The following is a 16,088-nucleotide window of genomic DNA, read 5'->3' as shown; positions in this document are numbered from 1 at the left end:
GCTGGGTGAAATCCGCCCAAATTCGGGCCCGGTGAATAGCCGGTGAGGTCTGGGACACGTAGGCTAACACCAGAACCGCCACATTAATCGGGAGGTAGTTGTGAAGAAATCGGATCGAATTGCCCGTGAGCTGGAGCAGTCAGTCAGCACCGGAGTAGAAAACGCCATGGAATGGGCCACCCCGCGGGTTGAAGCGGCAGTCAACTGGGCTGTTCCGCGCATCCAGCAGGGCCTGGATACTGCTTCTCCCAAGATCCAGGAAGGCCTCAAGTCGGCGGCCTACAACCTCGCCGACGGAGTCGCCACCGTAACGCCGCGCATCCAGGACGGATTGGCTCACCTCGCGCCCAAGATCCACGACGCCGTCGAGGGTGCCGCACCGCGCCTGCATGGTGCCCTGGACAAGGCGACGCCAGTCATCGCAAACGCACGCGACCGGGTCGTCGTCGAATACCTGCCGAGGCTCTCGGACCAGATCGGCCACGCCTCCGACGCTGTGCACCGGACGCTGGAAAGCGCGCCGGGCCATGTGGATGCGGTCGCGCAGAAGCTGGGCGACGTGGGGATTATCCACACCGTCCAGGAGCAGGCGAAGACGGCCGGGGGACGCCTGAAGGGTGCTGCAAACCAGGCCGGCAAGGCCGTCGGCGTCGAACTGGGCAAGCCGGAGAAGCCCAAGCACCGCGGATGGCTGGTCTTTGGCGTCATTGCCGCGGCGGTGGCTGCCGGTGTGGCCGCCTGGAAGGCTTCCCAGCCGGTCGAGGATCCGTGGAAAACGCCGGCTCCGGTGACACCGGCCCCCGTTTCGGCCACGACCGTCAACGAGGTCAAGGATTCAGTTGAGGAATCCGTCAAGGGCACCGCTGACACGGCCGGCGCAGCGACGGTGGCAGCCGCGGACGACGCAGCGGATGCTTCGGCTGAGGTAGCCGAGTCCGCAGCAGACACCGCGGACACCGCCAAGCACGCGGCCACGGACGCTGTCGAGGACACCCAGGACACGTCTGCCAAGGTGGCCACCGACGCGAAGACTGCGGTCCGGAACATCGCCGCCAGCCGCAACAACGGCACGGACAAGAACACCGGCGCCTAAAACAGCCAGAATGCTGCCCGCGGGCAGCATTGAGGGAGGGATTCCGCTAGGCGGGGTCCCTCCCTTCTTGTGCGCACGATGTTTACCAGTTCGTAGCCGGGTCTCTGCCCGGCACCGGGCCGGGGACACGCCGATGGTGCTAAATTTGTGGAGATGTCACCCGAAAAATCCGCTGAGGATGCCTTACACGACGCCGTGCAGACCCCGGCTGTGTCCATTGTCATCCCCGCCTACAACGAGGAAAGCGTCATCCGGCAGTGCCTCATTGCCGCCGTGTACCAGTCTGTCCCGGCCCACGAGATCATCGTTGTGGACAACATGTCGAAGGACCGCACCGCCGACATCGTCCGGCAGATGCAGATGGAATATCCCGAAAGCCCCATCATCCTGCTCAGCCAGGACACGGACCAGGGTCTGATCCCCACCCGCAACTACGGCCTCGACCAAGCCACGGGTGACATCCTCGGCCGGATCGACGCCGATTCCGTGCTTGAGCCCGACTGGGTCGAACAGGTGCAGAAGGCCTTCCGCGACCAGGCCGTGCACGCCGCGACCGGTCCGGTGGTCTACTACGACATGCCGATGCGGCGCTTCGGTCTGAAGGCCGACGACAAGATGCGGCAGCTGATGCTCAAGCTCGCCAAACACCAGTACCACTTTCTCTTTGGCTCCAACATGGCCCTCCGCCGCTCAGCGTGGGAAGTCATCCGGACCGAGACGTGCCGGGACGAGAAGGACGAGATGCACGAGGACATCGATTTGTCCCTGCACCTGGCCGACCACGAGCTCCGGATCCAGTACTGGCCGCAGATGGTCTCCGGAATGTCCGCCCGCCGGCTGGAGGATTCTCCCCGCGACTACCGCTACTACGTGACGCGCTTCGACCGCACGTACAAAGCGCACAACGTCAAGAAGATGGCGTTGAAGGCCCCCATGGTCGTCTTCTTCTCGGTGTATTTCCCGGCAAAGCTGCTCCGCGCGATCCACACCGTCAACACGGCCCAGCCCGTCCGGCGCGGCGGCCAGTAGCACTTCCGGTGCCCGCCATCGAAAGACTTCCGGCCCCCAGCTCCGAAAGTCAGTCGGTGCCCAGCTCCGCCAGCGTGGCCGCACGGCACCGCACGGAGCGGGAGCTGCGCTGCCCCAGGACGACGACGGCGAGCCCCACCAGGATCAGCGCCAGGCCGGCATAGGTGCCGGCCGGCAGGGTCTCGGACAGGAACGCCGCAGCGAGCAGCGCGGCACCGGGGATCTCCAGCAGAATGATCATCGAAACCAGCAGCGGACTCATTGTGGCGAGCAGGTGGTTGAAGGCCGTGTGCCCGATCAGCTGCGCGCACACCGTAATCGCCAGGATGCCCAGCCAGCCGGCGGCTTCGAATCCGGCCAGGGGCTGCTGGGAGACCAGTGCCAGCACCGCGACGACGGCCGCGCACATCCCGTAGCAGAGGGTGGTGTAGATACCCGTCCCCATGGTCTGGCGCGCCTTGCCGCCTGCCAGGGTGTAGATGCCCGCGAGGGCACCGCCGGCGACCGCCAGGAGGTCGCCCAGCAGCGCCTCCGGCGAGCTGCCCATGTCGAAGCCGGTGATCACGATGACGCCGCCGAAGGCGAGCCCGAGGCCTGCCAGGACCGGCCAGCGGTGCCTGACGCCCCGGAAGAGCTGGAAGATGGCGATCCAGCCCGACTGCAGGCAGACCAGCGCGGTGGCCGCTGCGACCGAGGTCAACTGCAGGGACGTGATGAAGCAGGCGAAGTGCAGCGCCAGGGCGACAGCCGCGGCCAGCGACCAGCGGAACTCCCTGCCGGTCACCCGGCTGAACTGCCGCGGGTTCCGCACCAGCACGGGCCCGGCCATGACGACCGATCCGATCGCGTTGCGCCAAAAGGCGATCGCCAGGGCACTGACCGAGGTGGCTCCCAGGGTGGCGGCAATAAGCGGGCCGGAGGAGGCCACACCGAGAACGCCCAGGGCGGCAAGGAAGAAGTTCACGGTCCCACAGTAGTGGGACGAGAGGGGACAGCAGGCGCAGCCTTGACCGTCCCCGGCGGCGGTGCCAGTCTTAAATCCGGTCTCACCATCATCCACGAAGGAGACCATCATGGCTTCAACCATCCGCAAGAGCCTGGACCATCCTGAGGAAACCCGCCCCGTCAAAGACGGGATGGGCCAGGTGGAGCTCGTCAATCTCGACGCCGGTGCCGTTTCACGGGTGACATTCCTGCCTGGCTGGAAGTGGTCCCAGCACGTCAAGCCGATCGCCCAGACGGACAGCTGCATGGTTGCCCACAAGGGCTACACGATTTCGGGCCACCTCAAGGTCGTGATGGACGACGGCGAGGAGAACGAGTTCGGCCCCGGTGACTTCGGGGTGATCCCGCCGGGTCACGATGCGTGGGTTGTCGGGGACGAGCCCTACGTTTTTATCGACTGGCAAGGCATGGACGACTACGCTAAGCCCAAGGAGTAAGCCCGGGCGTTTACTCCCGGACCTGAGAGTTCCCGGGCGAGCCCGAAGGTACCGGGCATGCAAAAGGCCCCGGACCGCGTTTCCGCTGTCCGGGGCCTTTCTTATGGTGGAGGCACGGGGACTCGAACCCCGAACCCCCTGCTTGCAAAGCAGGTGCGCTACCAATTGCGCCATGCCCCCATAAGAAGCAACCCGACAATCATACCCTAGTTCGATGACCCGCTACCGGCTCCCGATCCGGGGATATCCGGGCTAGTCAACCTTGTCGGTTGATTCGCTCCAGACCGTTTTCCGGGCCTCGGATTCCTGCACTTTCTTGTAGAGCAGGACGCCTGCGATCGTGGCTGCGATAACCAGCAACTTCTTCACATGCACCCCGTTCTGGTTCGGCGATAAACGAATATCTACCAAACCTCCACTTGAATCAGTACAGATTCCGTGGGCGTACCAGGACTTGAACCTGGGACCTCTTCGTTATCAGCGAAGCGCTCTAACCGCCTGAGCTATACGCCCCGATGCCTCATCGGGCCGAGATATGACTGTACAGCACATCCCGACCCGATCTCAAATCGAGGCATTTCCCCGGAGATAATCCGGAAAAACTACGGGTTTTAGTCGTCCGTAAGGGTGACGCCGATGCCGCCCACGAGGGTGGCTGAGATGTTGTACAGCACCGCCGAGAGCATCGAGAGCGCCGTCAGCAGCACGACGTTGATGACGGCGATGATGGTGGCGAAGGATGCCACCTGACCGAGCGAGGCAACCTTCTTCAATTCGAAGCCACCGCCCTCTGAGCCAGCCAGGGTTCCCAGCAGGCCATCGACCTGATCGAAAATCCCGGTCAGGTCCAGGACCGTCCAGAGCACGATTGCGGCCACGACGGTCACGATGCCCAGGGCCACGGACAGCAGGAAGGCCATCTTCAGCACCGACCAGGGGTCAACCTTGCTCACCAGCAGGCGGGCGCGGCGGACTTTAGCCTTGGGTGCCGGCTTGATCAGCCCGGCCGTGCCCTGGCCCTGGCCCGGCGTCGCCGGGCGCTGGCCCGGCGTCACGGGGCGTCCCTGCGCGGGACGCTGGCCCGGAGCGGGAGGCCGCTGGTCCGCGCCGTTGACGCTCCCCGGTACCCCGGGACGCTGCTCGGGACGCGACGGCGCACCTACCCGCGGTGCGGCGGTGGGCTGCCGCACGCCGCCGGGAACGCCGCTGCTCGACTTGGGATATGAGTCGGAATTACTCACTCGTTACCTCCGGTGTTGTCTTCGTCCAGCTCGGCATTGCCTGATGACTCATCTGACTCCGGGGCCGGTGCTGATTCTTCCGCTGCGGACCCCTCATGTGATCCGGTATCTTCAGCCAACGTTACGTCATCCGGCGCCGATGCCTGACTTTCGGCAGCCACGTCTGCAACTTCGGCCGTATCCACGCCTGTGTCCTCGGCTGTATCTTCACCGGTATCTTCGCCTTCGGCCGGGTCGTCCGTTTCCAGTCCGCGTTCGCTGTTGCGCGCCACCTCGATGATGCGGTCATTCTTGTCCGGCTTGGCGAAGATGACCCCCATGGTGTCGCGGCCCTTGGCGGGCACTCCGGCCACGGAGGAACGGACAACCTTGCCTCCTTCCATGACCACCAGGACCTCATCTTCTTCCTGGACGATCAGGGCGCCCACGAGGTGGCCGCGCTCCTCCTGGTACTTGCCCACCTTGATACCCAGGCCGCCACGGCCCTGCAAACGGTATTCCTCCACGGCGGTGCGCTTGGCGTAGCCGCCCTCGGTCACGACAAAAACGAACGAGCCGTCCGTGACGACGTCGGCCGCCAGCAGCTCGTCGTCCTCGCGGAATTTCATGCCGGTGACGCCGGACGTTGCCCGGCCCATCGGCCGCAGGGCCTCATCCGTGGCCGTGAAGCGGATCGACTGTCCCATCCGGGAGACGAGCATCAGGTCATCCGTCTCGGAAACCAGCTGGGCGGAGACCAGCTCGTCGCCGTCGCGCAGGTTGATCGCGATAACTCCGGCGGAGCGGTTGGTGTCGTAGTCCTCCAGCCGGGTCTTCTTCACGAGGCCGCGCTTGGTGGCCAGGACCAGGTACGGCGATTGCTGGTAATCCCGCAGGTCCAGCACCTGGGCGATGTGCTCGTCCGGCTGGAAGGCAAGCAGGTTCGCCACGTGCTGCCCCTTGGCATCGCGCCCGGCCTCCACGAGTTCGTACGCCTTGGCCCGGTACACCCGGCCAAGGTTCGTGAAGAACAACAGCCAGTGGTGGGTGGTGGTCACGAAGAAGTGCTCGACGACGTCGTCGCCGCGCAGCTGTGCACCCTTGATGCCCTTGCCGCCGCGCTGCTGCGAACGGTAGTTGTCGCTGCGGGTGCGCTTGACGTAACCACCGCGGGTGATGGTGACGACCATTTCCTCTTCGGGAATCAGGTCCTCCATCGACATGTCGCCGTCGAAGCCCAGCAGGACCTTGGTGCGGCGGTCATCGCCGTGCTTGGCCACGATCTCGGCCAGCTCGGTGCTGATGATCTCGCGCTGGCGCACCTCTGAGGCCAGGATCGAGTTGAACTCGGTGATCATGGATTCGAGTTCGGAGTGGCGGTCCTGGATCTTCTGGCGTTCCAGTGCCGCGAGCCGGCGCAACTGCATGTCCAGGATGGCACGGGCCTGAAGCTCATCGATGTCCAGGAGCTGCATCAGCCCGTCGCGGGCCGCCTCGGTGGTGTTCGATGCCCGGATCAGTGCGATGACTTCGTCGAGCGCGTCGAGCGCCTTGAGGAGAGCGCGCAGGATGTGCGCTTCTTCTTCGGCCTTGCGGAGGCGATAGCGGGTCCGGCGTGCAATGACGTCGAGCTGGTGTGTGACCCAGTGGCGGATGAAAGCGTCGAGGCTCAGGGTGCGGGGCACGCCGTCGACGATCGCCAGCATGTTGGCCGCGAAGTTGTCCTGCAGCTGGGTGTGCTTGTAGAGGTTGTTGAGCACAACCTTGGCGACGGCGTCGCGCTTGAGCACGATCACGAGGCGCTGGCCGGTGCGTCCCGACGTTTCGTCGCGCAGGTCGGCGATGCCCGAGACCTTGCCGTCCTTGACGAGCTCGGCAATTTTGATCGCCAGGTTGTCCGGGTTGGCCTGGTACGGCAGCTCGGTGACCACCAGGCAGGTGCGTCCCTGGAGTTCCTCCACATTGACCACAGCGCGCATGGTGATCGAGCCGCGTCCGGTGCGGTAGGCGTCCTCGATCCCCTTGTGGCCCAGGATGGTGGCGCCGGTCGGGAAGTCTGGGCCCTTGATGCGGACGATCAGCTCTTCGAGCAGCTCTTCGCGGCTCGCGGTCGGGTTAGCCAGGTACCACTGGACCCCGTCGGCAACCTCGCGGAGGTTGTGCGGCGGGATATTGGTGGCCATACCGACTGCGATGCCCGAGGAGCCATTGACCAGGAGGTTTGGGAAACGGGCCGGCAGGATGGTGGGTTCCTGGTTCTTGCCGTCGTAGTTGTCCTGGAAATCGACGGTTTCCTCGTCGATGTCGCGGACCATCTCCATGGCCAGGGGTGCCATTTTGGTTTCGGTGTACCGCGGCGCTGCCGCGCCGTCGTTGCCGGGAGAACCGAAGTTGCCCTGACCCAGCGCCAGCGGATACCGCATGGTCCAGTCCTGGATCAGCCGGACCAGCGCATCGTAGATGGCGGTGTCGCCATGCGGGTGGTACTGGCCCATGACTTCGCCAACCACACGGGCGCACTTATTGAAGGACCGCTCCGGGCGGTAGCCGCCGTCGAACATCGCGTACAGCACCCGGCGGTGGACGGGCTTAAGTCCGTCGCGGACATCCGGAAGGGCTCGGCCCACAATGACGGCCATCGCGTAATCGAGGTACGAACGCTGCATTTCCGTCTGCAGGTCCACCTGTTCAACGCGGTCGGTCAGGACATCCGTGTCGAGGACCAGGCCCTCAACGACGGGCTCAGCATCGGCCGGTCCGGCCGGAACTTCGGGAGTTTCGTCACTCATAGTCTATATTTTCCGTTTCAGGTATATATCGGTCCGGGAATATTCAGGGTTCCAAAACCTCTAGATATCGAGGAACCGGACGTCCTTGGCGTTCTGCTGAATGAAGTTTCGGCGGGATTCGACGTCTTCGCCCATCAGGGTGGAAAAGGTCTGGTCCGCGGCCAGGGCGTCGTCCATGGTGACCTGCAGCAGGGTGCGGTGGTCGGGGTCCATGGTGGTGTCCCACAGCTCGGTGTAGTCCATTTCGCCGAGGCCCTTGTAGCGCTGGATGCCGTTGTCCTTGGGGATGCGGCGGCCCGCGGCCTGGCCGGAGAGCAGCCGGGCATCCCGTTCCCGGTCGCTGTAGACGTAGTCGTGTGGGGCATTGGACCATTTGATCCGGTAGAGAGGCGGCTGCGCGAGATAGACGTAGCCGTTCTCGATCAGCGGCCGCATGTAGCGGAACAGCAGGGTCATCAGCAGCGTAGTGATGTGCTGGCCGTCGACGTCGGCATCCGCCATCAGGACGATCTTGTGGTAACGGAGCTTGCTCAGGTCAAAGTCCTCGCCGATTCCGGTGCCGAAGGCGGTGATCATGGACTGGACTTCCGCGTTGCCCAGGGCTTTGTCCAGCCGGGCGCGCTCCACGTTCAGGATCTTGCCTCGCAGCGGAAGGATCGCCTGGGTTTCCGGGTTGCGGCCGCGCTTGGCGGACCCGCCGGCGGAGTCGCCCTCCACGATGTAGACCTCGCACTTCTCCGGGTTCTTCGAGGAGCAGTCGGAGAGCTTGCCGGGCATGCCGAAGGATTCCAGCGGGCTCTTGCGGCGCGCGTTGTCGCGGGCCTTGCGCGCTGCCATCCGGGCCTGCGCCGCGGAGATGGCCTTGCGGATGACATCGCGGGCCGGGCCGGGGTTCCGTTCCAGCCAGTCGCCGAGCCCGTCGGTGACAACGCGCTGCACAAAACCCTTGACCTCGGAGTTGCCGAGCTTGGTTTTGGTCTGGCCTTCGAATTGCGGTTCGGCCAGTTTGACCGAAATGACGGCGGTCAGTCCTTCGCGGATGTCGTCGCCGGTCAGGTTGTCATCCTTTTCCTTGATGATGCTCTTCTCGCGCGCATAGCGGTTGATTAGCGAGGTCATCGCGGCGCGGAAGCCCTCTTCGTGGGTGCCGCCTTCGTGGGTGTTGATCGTGTTGGCGTAGGTGTGGACGCTCTCGGAATACGCGTTGGTCCACTGCATCGCCATTTCCAGGGCGATGTGGCGTTCGGTGTCCTCGGTTTCGAAGGCGATGACGTCCTCGTGGACCACGTCGACCTTCTTGCCGGAGTTGAGGTGCTTCACGTAGTCCAGCAGGCCGTCGTTGTACTGGTACACCACGGTGTGGAACTCGGCCGGAACTTCACCTTCCGTGGGGACAACGTCGAGGTCAAGGTCCTCATCGTCGGAGGGTTCCTCCGTGGCGCGGCGCTCATCGGTCAGGGTGATTTTCAGCCCCTTGTTAAGGAAGGCCATCTGCTGGAAGCGGGCGCGGAGCGTTTCGAAATCGAAATGCGTGGATTCGAAGATGCTGGCATCCGGGTAGAACGTCTGGGTGGTGCCGGTTCCGGAAGTCTCTTCACCCTGGATCAGGCCTCCCTGCGGCTTGCCGCCATCTGCGAAGGACATTTTCCAGACGTGGCCCTGCCGGCGGATTTCGGTGTCGACGCGACTTGACAGCGCGTTGACCACGGAGATGCCCACGCCGTGCAGACCGCCGGACACGGCGTAGCCGCCGCCGCCGAATTTGCCGCCGGCGTGGAGGATGGTCATTACGACTTCAACGGTGGGTTTGTGCTCCGTCGGGTGCATGTCGACCGGGATGCCGCGGCCGTCGTCGACCACCTTGACCCCGCCGTCGGCCTGCAGAACGATTTCGATGTGGGTGCAGTATCCGGCCAGTGCCTCGTCGACCGAGTTATCCACGACTTCATAGACCAGGTGGTGCAAACCGCGCGGCCCTGTGGAGCCGATGTACATGCCGGGACGTTTCCGGACTGCTTCCAGGCCTTCGAGCACCGTGATGTCGCTGGCGCCGTAGCCGTGGGTGGTTGCGGTCCCCGACGGGGTGTCCGCCGCCTTGCCCGATGCTGGTTCCACTGCCGGGATCACTGCATTGTCGTTAGCCACAGGCGCTTTCGACTCCTCTTTTTCAATAATGGCCGGCCGTCGCTGCTTCCCGGAGGAACCAGCTACTGCCAGCGGGCACGTCACTGGTCGCACCGGATGACCGCTGGATGATCCGTTTACCGCACGCGGATATTGCGTCGGAAACGGACTCAGTCAACGTTTCACCGGCGCCCAGTTATCTATCACGATTCTAGCGTGTTATAGGACCGGAACCCGCATTCCAGGGGGCCAAACGGGGAGGAATGTGCCGCTGGGAGGCCACCGGCTCCGCCTGCAAGGCCCGAGGAGTGCGGGGATGGGGTTCCTATACGACTCCGGGGCGCCTGAGCGGCCTACACGCCGTTTGTGCATTTTTCAAGAGTTTTGCAAGGACTGCTTCAGATCCGGTGGGCCGGGAGGGGCGGGAGCTACCCGTAGGTGTCCCTCGGACCGCGGCCGTTGACGGTGCGGCCGCCCTTCCGCCAGCTCGGGGCCGCAGGTCCCAGCACCTGGATCTTGGTCACGACGCCATCGCCGAGTTCAGTGCGGAATTTCTCCAGCAGGCTCAGGCTGAGCAGGCGCAGCTGTGTGGCCCAGGCGGTGGAGTCACAGCGGACGTGAAGGGTGGTGTCAGTGAAACTTTCCGGTGTGCAGTGGGCGGAAATCTCCGGACCGACGAGTGTTGCCCACTCGGCCATCACCGAGCCGACCGCTACGGGGGAACTCCAGCCGCGCTCCGCAACGAGCCGCCCCACAACCTTGCCAAGCCCCATTGGGTCCCGGCCTGTGCCGTGGAATTGTCCGAAACCTCGGGTGGCACCGGAACTGCGGCCTGATTTTTGCGGGGTGCTGCCGGGCCGCGGCGGGGCCTTGCGCCGGATTTCACCTCGGGAGGCGGCGGCGTCCCGCATCCTGTTGAGGGCCGACTGGGCAGCGTCGATGTCGTCCGGATCGCGGCCTGGCTGCAGGCCGCCGTCGGTATCCTTATTCATCGATCTGCCCGCTCATCGATTCCTCCCGGGACCACCTTCACCCGCCGCCCTGCCAGTTCCGCAGGGATATCGTCCTCGACGGCGGCGGTCACGAGCACCTGCTCGGCGCTGGATACTATTGCCGCCAGTTTACGCCGCCGCTGGACATCCAGTTCGGCAAAAACATCGTCCAGGATCAGGATGGGGGCGGATCCGCCGGTGCGGGCGTCATCGAGCATGACGTAGTACGAGGCCAGCCGCAGGGACAGGCACATGGACCAGGTCTCTCCGTGCGAGGCATAGCCTTTGGCGGGGGCGGTCCCCAGGACCAGTTCGAGCTCGTCCCGGTGCGGCCCGACAAGGGAGATCCCTCGTTCGAGTTCCCTGCGCCGTGACGATGCGAATGCCCGCACGTAGCGTTCGGTGAGTTCGTCGACGGACAGCAGGCGCAGGTCCTCATCCGGCCCGGTGGTTTCCGGGCCGCCGTCGTCGTCCACAGCACCCTGCAGCGTGGAGCGGTAGATGGCTCCCGCGTCCTTGGACCCGTCGGTGAGTTGCGCGTAGGCATTTCTCAGGTGGGGGCGGAGCCGCTCCAGCAGTTCCAGCCGCGCGTGCAGCAGTTCGGCACCGGCCCGGGCCATGTGCTGGTCCCAGACATCCAGGGTTGCCTCATGGCCGCTGGTGAATTTTCCGGCGCGCCCGGATTTCAACAAAGCGTTGCGCTGTTTCAGCACCCGGTCATAGTCGCTGCGGGTGGCCGCGTGCCGCGGGATGAGGCTCACCAGGAGCTCATCCAGGAAGCGGCGCCGGCTGGACGGATCACCTTTGACCAGGGCCAGGTCCTCCGGGGCGAACAGAACGGTCTGGCAGATGCCCAGAATGTCCCGGGCCCGGAGTGGATTGCTGCGGTTGATCCGGGCACGGTTGGCGCGGGAGCCGTTGATTTCCAGTTCCAGCACGGTGGACTGCTCGCCGCGGACCAGTTTCGCGCGGATCAAAGCCTGTTCGGTGCCGAACCGGAGCAGCGGCACATCCGAACTGACCCGGTGGGAGCTGAGGGTGGCCAGGTATCCGATCGCTTCCATCAGATTTGTTTTACCGATGCCGTTGGAGCCGACCAGCACCGTGATGCCTGGCTCGAAGCTCAGGTCCACCTGGGCGTAGCTGCGGAAATCCGTGAGCGAAAGTTTTTCGAGGTACACGCCGGGTTCAGGATTTCAGGGCAGGGCTATTTGGACGGGCGGGTCGCATGTCCGCCGAACTGGTGGCGCAGGGCGGAAACCATCCTCATCGCCGGAGAGTTGTCCTCGCGGGAGGAGAAGCGGGCAAAAAGCGCCGCCGTGATGGCCGGGGCGGGCACCGCATTGGCGATGGCCTCTTCCACGGTCCAGCGGCCTTCACCGGAGTCCTCGACATAGTCGTCGATGGATACCAGGCCGGGATCCTCCTCGAGGGCCTTGACCATGAGGTCCAGCAGCCAGGACCGCACGACGGTCCCTTTTTGCCAGGCCCGGAAAGTGCCGGGCAGGTCGGTAACGATGTCCTTGGCGGCCAGGAGTTCATAGCCTTCGGCGTAGGCCTGCATGAGTCCGTATTCGATGCCGTTGTGAACCATCTTGGCGTAGTGGCCCGCGCCGATCCCGCCGACGTGGACAAAGCTGTCCGCACGTTCGCCCTCGGGACGAAGCGCATCGAAGACCGGCATCGCCCGTTCAATATCGGCGGCGTCCCCGCCGGCCATCAGGCCGTAGCCGTTCTGGAGACCCCAGACACCGCCGGACACACCGCAGTCCGCGAAACGGATGTCCTTTTCCGCCAGCAGGGCACCGTGTTTCTGGTCCTCCGTGTAGCGGGAGTTGCCGCCGTCGATCACGAGGTCGCCGGCGTCGAGCTTGGTGCCGAGTTCGGTGATCACGGCGTCGGTGATCTCGCCGGAGGGGACCATCACCCAGAGCAGGCGCGGTGCGGGCACGGCGGCGATGAGTTCGTCAACACTGGCGACGTCGGTGATGTCCGGGTTCCGGTCAAAACCGGTGACCTCGATGCCACCCTTGCGCAGCCGTTCGCGCATGTTGAAACCCATTTTTCCAAGCCCGATCAGTCCGATGTGCACGGTATGAACTCTCTTCTGCGATGGGTTTTTCAGGTGGCGGCGGCGGTCTGGCCGACGGTGCGTGCCTTGGGAGTCTTCCGCCCGGCAGCGGCTGTTCGGCTAGTTGGGCAGCCGGACCGGCATGACGAGGTAACGGTAGTCGCCCTGATCCTCGCCGTCGGCGTCGTTTTGTGCCGTGATCATGGCCGGCTTGGGCGCACTGGTGAAGGAGAAGCGCACAAACTTGGACTCGATAACGCTCAGACCCTCGATCAGGTAGTGCGGGTTGAAGGCCACGGTGATGTCCTCGCCGGTGAGCAGGGCTTCGAGCTCTTCCGAGGCCTGGGCGTCTTCGCCGGTGCCGGCGTCGAGGTGCAGCTGGCCCTGGGTGAAGGCAAGCCGGACGGGGGTGTTGCGTTCGGCCACGAGCGAGACGCGGCGCACCGCCTCAACGAGTTCCGAGGTCTGGACGGTCGCGTGGATCGGTGTGGACTCAGGGAAGAGCGAGCGGATCTTCGGGTAGTCGCCATCGACCAGCAGCGACGTTGTGGTGCGACCACCGCTTTCGAATCCGATGAGGCGGCTGTCATCGTCGGCGAGGGCAATGTTGATGTCGCCGCTGCCGCCGAGGGTTTTGGCCACTTCGTTCAGCGTCTTGGCCTTGACCAGCGCGCTGGTGGAAATGCCGGGAGTGACCGGCTTCCACGGGACTTCACGCATCGCCAGACGGTAGCGGTCGGTGGCCAGCAGGGTGATCAGGTCGTCCTCGATCTCCATCCGCACACCGGTGAGGATCGGCAGGGTGTCGTCCTTGCTCGCGGCGATAATGACTTGCGAGACGGCCTGGGCGAACGCATCGCCGGGGACGGTTCCGCTGATGGTGGGCAGCGCCGGCAGCGGTGGATACTCCGCTTCCGGCATCGTGGCCAGGTGGAAGCTGCTTCGCCGGCAGCTCAGGGTGACCTTGTGGCCGTCGGTTTCGATCTCGACGGGAGCGGACGGCAGGCTGCGGCAAATGTCGGCAAGCAGCCGTCCGGACACCAGAATTGTGCCTTCGGTGGTGATGTCAGCGGGGATTTCGAGGCGGGCGGACGTCTCGTAGTCGAAGCTCGAGAGGCTGACCGTACCGGCTTCAGCCTTGAGGAGAAGGCCGGAAAGTACGGGTACTGGCGGCCGCGGAGACAACGACCGGGCGGTCCAGGTGACGGCTTCTGCCAGGACGTCCCGTTCGACTCTGAACTTCACGGAAGGGTGCCGCCTTTCATTGCTGCTGTCATCGCTGGTGGCCGGGCCACCGGCCCGGCAGGGAATTCCAAAAGATGTCCAGACGGACACACTGCAGACAGCTTAGCCGCAAGAAGTGTGATTCTCCCATCCCCGGCTTACATCCGTGTGGTTCGGGACGGCCCCTGCCGGTGCCGTGCCCGGCCGGGGTCCGGAACGGGCCTGGGCCGGTGTGGGGGCCGGAACGAAGTTGTTATTTGAGGGAATTTCATTTTCTAGGGATTAGTAGTGTTAATAACTGCTGTGGATACTGTGGATAACCTCGTTTGGCGGCGCGGTTCCGCGGTTCAGCCCTGTTCATGGATTGTGGGTGGAGCAGGTTTTAAACAGGGTGTGGATGGGGATAACATTTTTGTCCCCATCGCTGATCCACAGGCGCCTTAAGGGTTTTAAGCCCATTAACGGTGGTTGTCCCCTTAACTATCCACAGGCTTGTCCACAGGTGCCTGTTAATAAGGTTAGGAGTGCCGGGTTGGGCAGCTCAGGAATTGCGCTGTTGCTGCTTGATCCGGTTGGTCAGTTCGGTCACCTGGTTGTAGATGACCCGGCGCTCGGCCATCAGCTCGCGGATCTTGCGGTCCGCGTGGATGACGGTGGTGTGGTCGCGGCCGCCGAGCTCCTGTCCGATCTTGGGGAGGGACATGTCCGTCAGTTCGCGGCACAGGTACATTGCGATCTGCCGGGCGGTCACCAGGGTCCGGGTCCGTGACTTGCTGCAGAGCTCTTCCATGCTGAGCTTGAAGTAGTCGGCCGTCTGCGTGAGGATCTGCGCGGAGGTGATTTCCTGGGCGCCGTCATCAGTGATGAGGTCCTTGAGGACCATCTCGGCCAGGGCAACGTCGACAGGCTGGCGGTTGAGGCTGGCAAAGGCGGTTACGCGGATCAGGGCACCTTCGAGTTCCCGGATGTTGCTGGAGATCTTCGAGGCGATGTATTCCAGTGCATCGTCCGGGGCGGAAAGACCCTCGCTGAGAGCCTTCTTCCGGAGGATCGCGATCCGGGTCTCGAGTTCGGGCGGCTGGATGTCCGTCAGCAGGCCCCACTCGAACCGGGACTTCATCCGGTCCTCAAAACCGGCGAGCAGCTTGGGCGGCTGATCGGAGGTGATGACCACTTGCTTGTTGTTGTTGTGCAGCGCGTTGAACGTGTGGAAGAACTCCTCCAGCGTCCGGTCCTTGCCGGCCAGGAACTGAATGTCATCGATCAGGAGGACGTCCACGTTGCGGTAGGTGGTCTTGAAGCTGGTGCCTTCGTCATCGCGGATGGAGTTGATGAAGTCGTTGGTGAATTCCTCGGAGTTCACGTAGCGGACCCGGATCCCGCTGTAGAGCCGGCGGGCGTAGTGGCCGATTGCGTGGAGCAGGTGGGTCTTGCCCAGTCCGGAATCGCCGTAGATAAAGAGCGGGTTGTAGGCCTTGGCCGGCGCTTCGGCCACCGCGACGGCGGCGGCATGGGCGAAGCGGTTCGAGGAACCGATCACGAAGGTGTCGAAGACATACTTCGGATTGAGGCGGCCAAATTCGTGTGACGTGCTGGGCAGCATTGGCTGCGGTTTCAGTTCCACCGAAGCATCGGCCACCAGGGACAGCTCGACGGCGGGTTCGGGTTCCGTGTGGAGCGGCACCAGGTCGGTGTCGACGTCGATCGCGCAGCGGATTTCGTCGGAGAAGACGTTCCGCAGGGCGTCGTCGAGGGCTTCTTTCACCTGCGTCTGCAGCACTTCGCGGGTGAGCTCATTCGGTACCGCAACCAGGAGGGTGGAACCGATGAGGCCCTGCGCCTGGGCGAGGATGACGAAGCCGCGCTGCCGGGGTGAAACACGGTGGTCGTTCTCCAGCAGGCTCACGACCCGCCGCCAGGAACTTCCGACAGTGTTGGCTTGGTTGGCTTCGTCTACTGTCATCAATCAGTTCCTCAAACTTGCGTGCCTTCATTACCGGCAGCCGCACGGTTGGATCCAGCGAGCTGGACGCCGGTTAATCCACAGGGTTATGCACAGTCCGTGGATAATGGGCTACTGAGCCACTGTATGGGATGAAAAGCC

The 16,088-nt window shown here is 64.1% G+C and carries 13 protein-coding genes and 2 tRNA genes; 3 read left to right on the top strand and 12 right to left on the bottom strand.

What is annotated here, in order from left to right; genetic code table 11:
• Positions 1 to 100: 100 nt before the first annotated feature.
• Positions 101 to 1,093, top strand: a complete 993-nt coding sequence (locus AC50X9_RS05105) for a hypothetical protein (RefSeq protein WP_494890937.1) — start codon at positions 101 to 103, stop codon at positions 1,091 to 1,093.
• A gap of 153 nt (positions 1,094 to 1,246) precedes the next feature.
• Positions 1,247 to 2,122, top strand: a complete 876-nt coding sequence (locus AC50X9_RS05100; protein WP_494890935.1) for a glycosyltransferase family 2 protein — start codon at positions 1,247 to 1,249, stop codon at positions 2,120 to 2,122.
• A 49-nt stretch (positions 2,123 to 2,171) separates the two neighbouring features.
• On the opposite strand, the gene AC50X9_RS05095 is transcribed toward AC50X9_RS05100, so the two are convergent.
• On the bottom strand, positions 2,172 to 3,086 hold the full coding sequence (locus tag AC50X9_RS05095) for a DMT family transporter (RefSeq protein WP_494890933.1): 915 nt from the start codon (positions 3,084 to 3,086) through the stop codon (positions 2,172 to 2,174).
• Positions 3,087 to 3,195: 109 nt separating this feature from the next.
• Here AC50X9_RS05095 and AC50X9_RS05090 point away from each other — a divergent pair, with 109 nt between their 5' ends.
• Positions 3,196 to 3,564 carry a cupin domain-containing protein gene (locus tag AC50X9_RS05090; RefSeq protein WP_494890931.1) on the top strand — a complete coding sequence of 123 codons (369 nt, stop codon included), beginning with the start codon at positions 3,196 to 3,198 and terminating at the stop codon, positions 3,562 to 3,564.
• Positions 3,565 to 3,668: 104 nt separating this feature from the next.
• Here the strand turns inward: AC50X9_RS05090 and AC50X9_RS05085 are convergent.
• The 11 genes from AC50X9_RS05085 to dnaA form a co-directional block, all read right to left on the bottom strand.
• Positions 3,669 to 3,744: transfer RNA gene (locus AC50X9_RS05085), tRNA-Ala, on the bottom strand.
• 72 nt (positions 3,745 to 3,816) lie between these two features.
• A complete protein-coding gene (locus tag AC50X9_RS05080) occupies positions 3,817 to 3,933 on the bottom strand; it encodes a DLW-39 family protein (protein WP_494890929.1) in 117 nt (38 codons plus the stop codon).
• A 70-nt stretch (positions 3,934 to 4,003) separates the two neighbouring features.
• Positions 4,004 to 4,077, bottom strand: a tRNA-Ile gene (locus AC50X9_RS05075).
• Between the two features lie 98 nt (positions 4,078 to 4,175).
• Entirely contained in the window at positions 4,176 to 4,805 is a 630-nt protein-coding gene (locus tag AC50X9_RS05070) for a DUF3566 domain-containing protein (RefSeq protein WP_494890927.1), read from the bottom strand.
• Positions 4,802 to 7,573 carry a DNA gyrase subunit A gene (gyrA, locus tag AC50X9_RS05065; RefSeq protein WP_494890925.1) on the bottom strand — a complete coding sequence of 924 codons (2,772 nt, stop codon included), beginning with the start codon at positions 7,571 to 7,573 and terminating at the stop codon, positions 4,802 to 4,804. Before gyrA ends, AC50X9_RS05070 begins: the two co-directional genes overlap by 4 nt.
• A 60-nt stretch (positions 7,574 to 7,633) precedes the next feature.
• The gene (gyrB, locus tag AC50X9_RS05060) at positions 7,634 to 9,718 is read right to left on the bottom strand and encodes a DNA topoisomerase (ATP-hydrolyzing) subunit B (RefSeq protein ID WP_494890923.1); all 2,085 of its coding nucleotides are present in this window, start codon (positions 9,716 to 9,718) and stop codon (positions 7,634 to 7,636) included.
• 407 nt (positions 9,719 to 10,125) lie between these two features.
• On the bottom strand, positions 10,126 to 10,689 hold the full coding sequence (locus AC50X9_RS05055) for a DciA family protein (protein ID WP_494890921.1): 564 nt from the start codon (positions 10,687 to 10,689) through the stop codon (positions 10,126 to 10,128).
• Positions 10,686 to 11,870, bottom strand: coding sequence for a DNA replication/repair protein RecF (gene recF, locus AC50X9_RS05050; protein WP_494890919.1), 1,185 nt, complete (start codon positions 11,868 to 11,870; stop codon positions 10,686 to 10,688). The genes AC50X9_RS05055 and recF overlap by 4 nt, the downstream gene beginning before the upstream one ends.
• Before the next feature lie 26 nt (positions 11,871 to 11,896).
• The gene (gene gnd / locus AC50X9_RS05045) at positions 11,897 to 12,781 is read right to left on the bottom strand and encodes a phosphogluconate dehydrogenase (NAD(+)-dependent, decarboxylating) (RefSeq protein WP_494890917.1); all 885 of its coding nucleotides are present in this window, start codon (positions 12,779 to 12,781) and stop codon (positions 11,897 to 11,899) included.
• Positions 12,782 to 12,880: 99 nt separating this feature from the next.
• The gene (gene dnaN, locus AC50X9_RS05040) at positions 12,881 to 14,005 is read right to left on the bottom strand and encodes a DNA polymerase III subunit beta (protein ID WP_494890915.1); all 1,125 of its coding nucleotides are present in this window, start codon (positions 14,003 to 14,005) and stop codon (positions 12,881 to 12,883) included.
• Between the two features lie 520 nt (positions 14,006 to 14,525).
• Positions 14,526 to 15,947, bottom strand: coding sequence for a chromosomal replication initiator protein DnaA (dnaA, locus tag AC50X9_RS05035; RefSeq protein ID WP_494890913.1), 1,422 nt, complete (start codon positions 15,945 to 15,947; stop codon positions 14,526 to 14,528).
• Positions 15,948 to 16,088 lie beyond the last annotated feature (141 nt).

This window comes from Pseudarthrobacter sp. HLT1-3 (assembly GCF_059383535.1).
This window is presented reverse-complemented; position numbering and strand designations above follow the sequence as displayed.

Coding starts and splice junctions, on each gene's coding strand:
- dnaA (WP_494890913.1), bottom strand. CDS start 15,947: ATGACAGTAGACGAAGCCAACCAAGCCAACACTGTCGGAAGTTCCTGG.
- AC50X9_RS05100 (WP_494890935.1), top strand. CDS start 1,247: ATGTCACCCGAAAAATCCGCTGAGGATGCCTTACACGACGCCGTGCAG.
- gyrA (WP_494890925.1), bottom strand. CDS start 7,573: ATGAGTGACGAAACTCCCGAAGTTCCGGCCGGACCGGCCGATGCTGAG.
- AC50X9_RS05090 (WP_494890931.1), top strand. CDS start 3,196: ATGGCTTCAACCATCCGCAAGAGCCTGGACCATCCTGAGGAAACCCGC.
- AC50X9_RS05055 (WP_494890921.1), bottom strand. CDS start 10,689: ATGAATAAGGATACCGACGGCGGCCTGCAGCCAGGCCGCGATCCGGAC.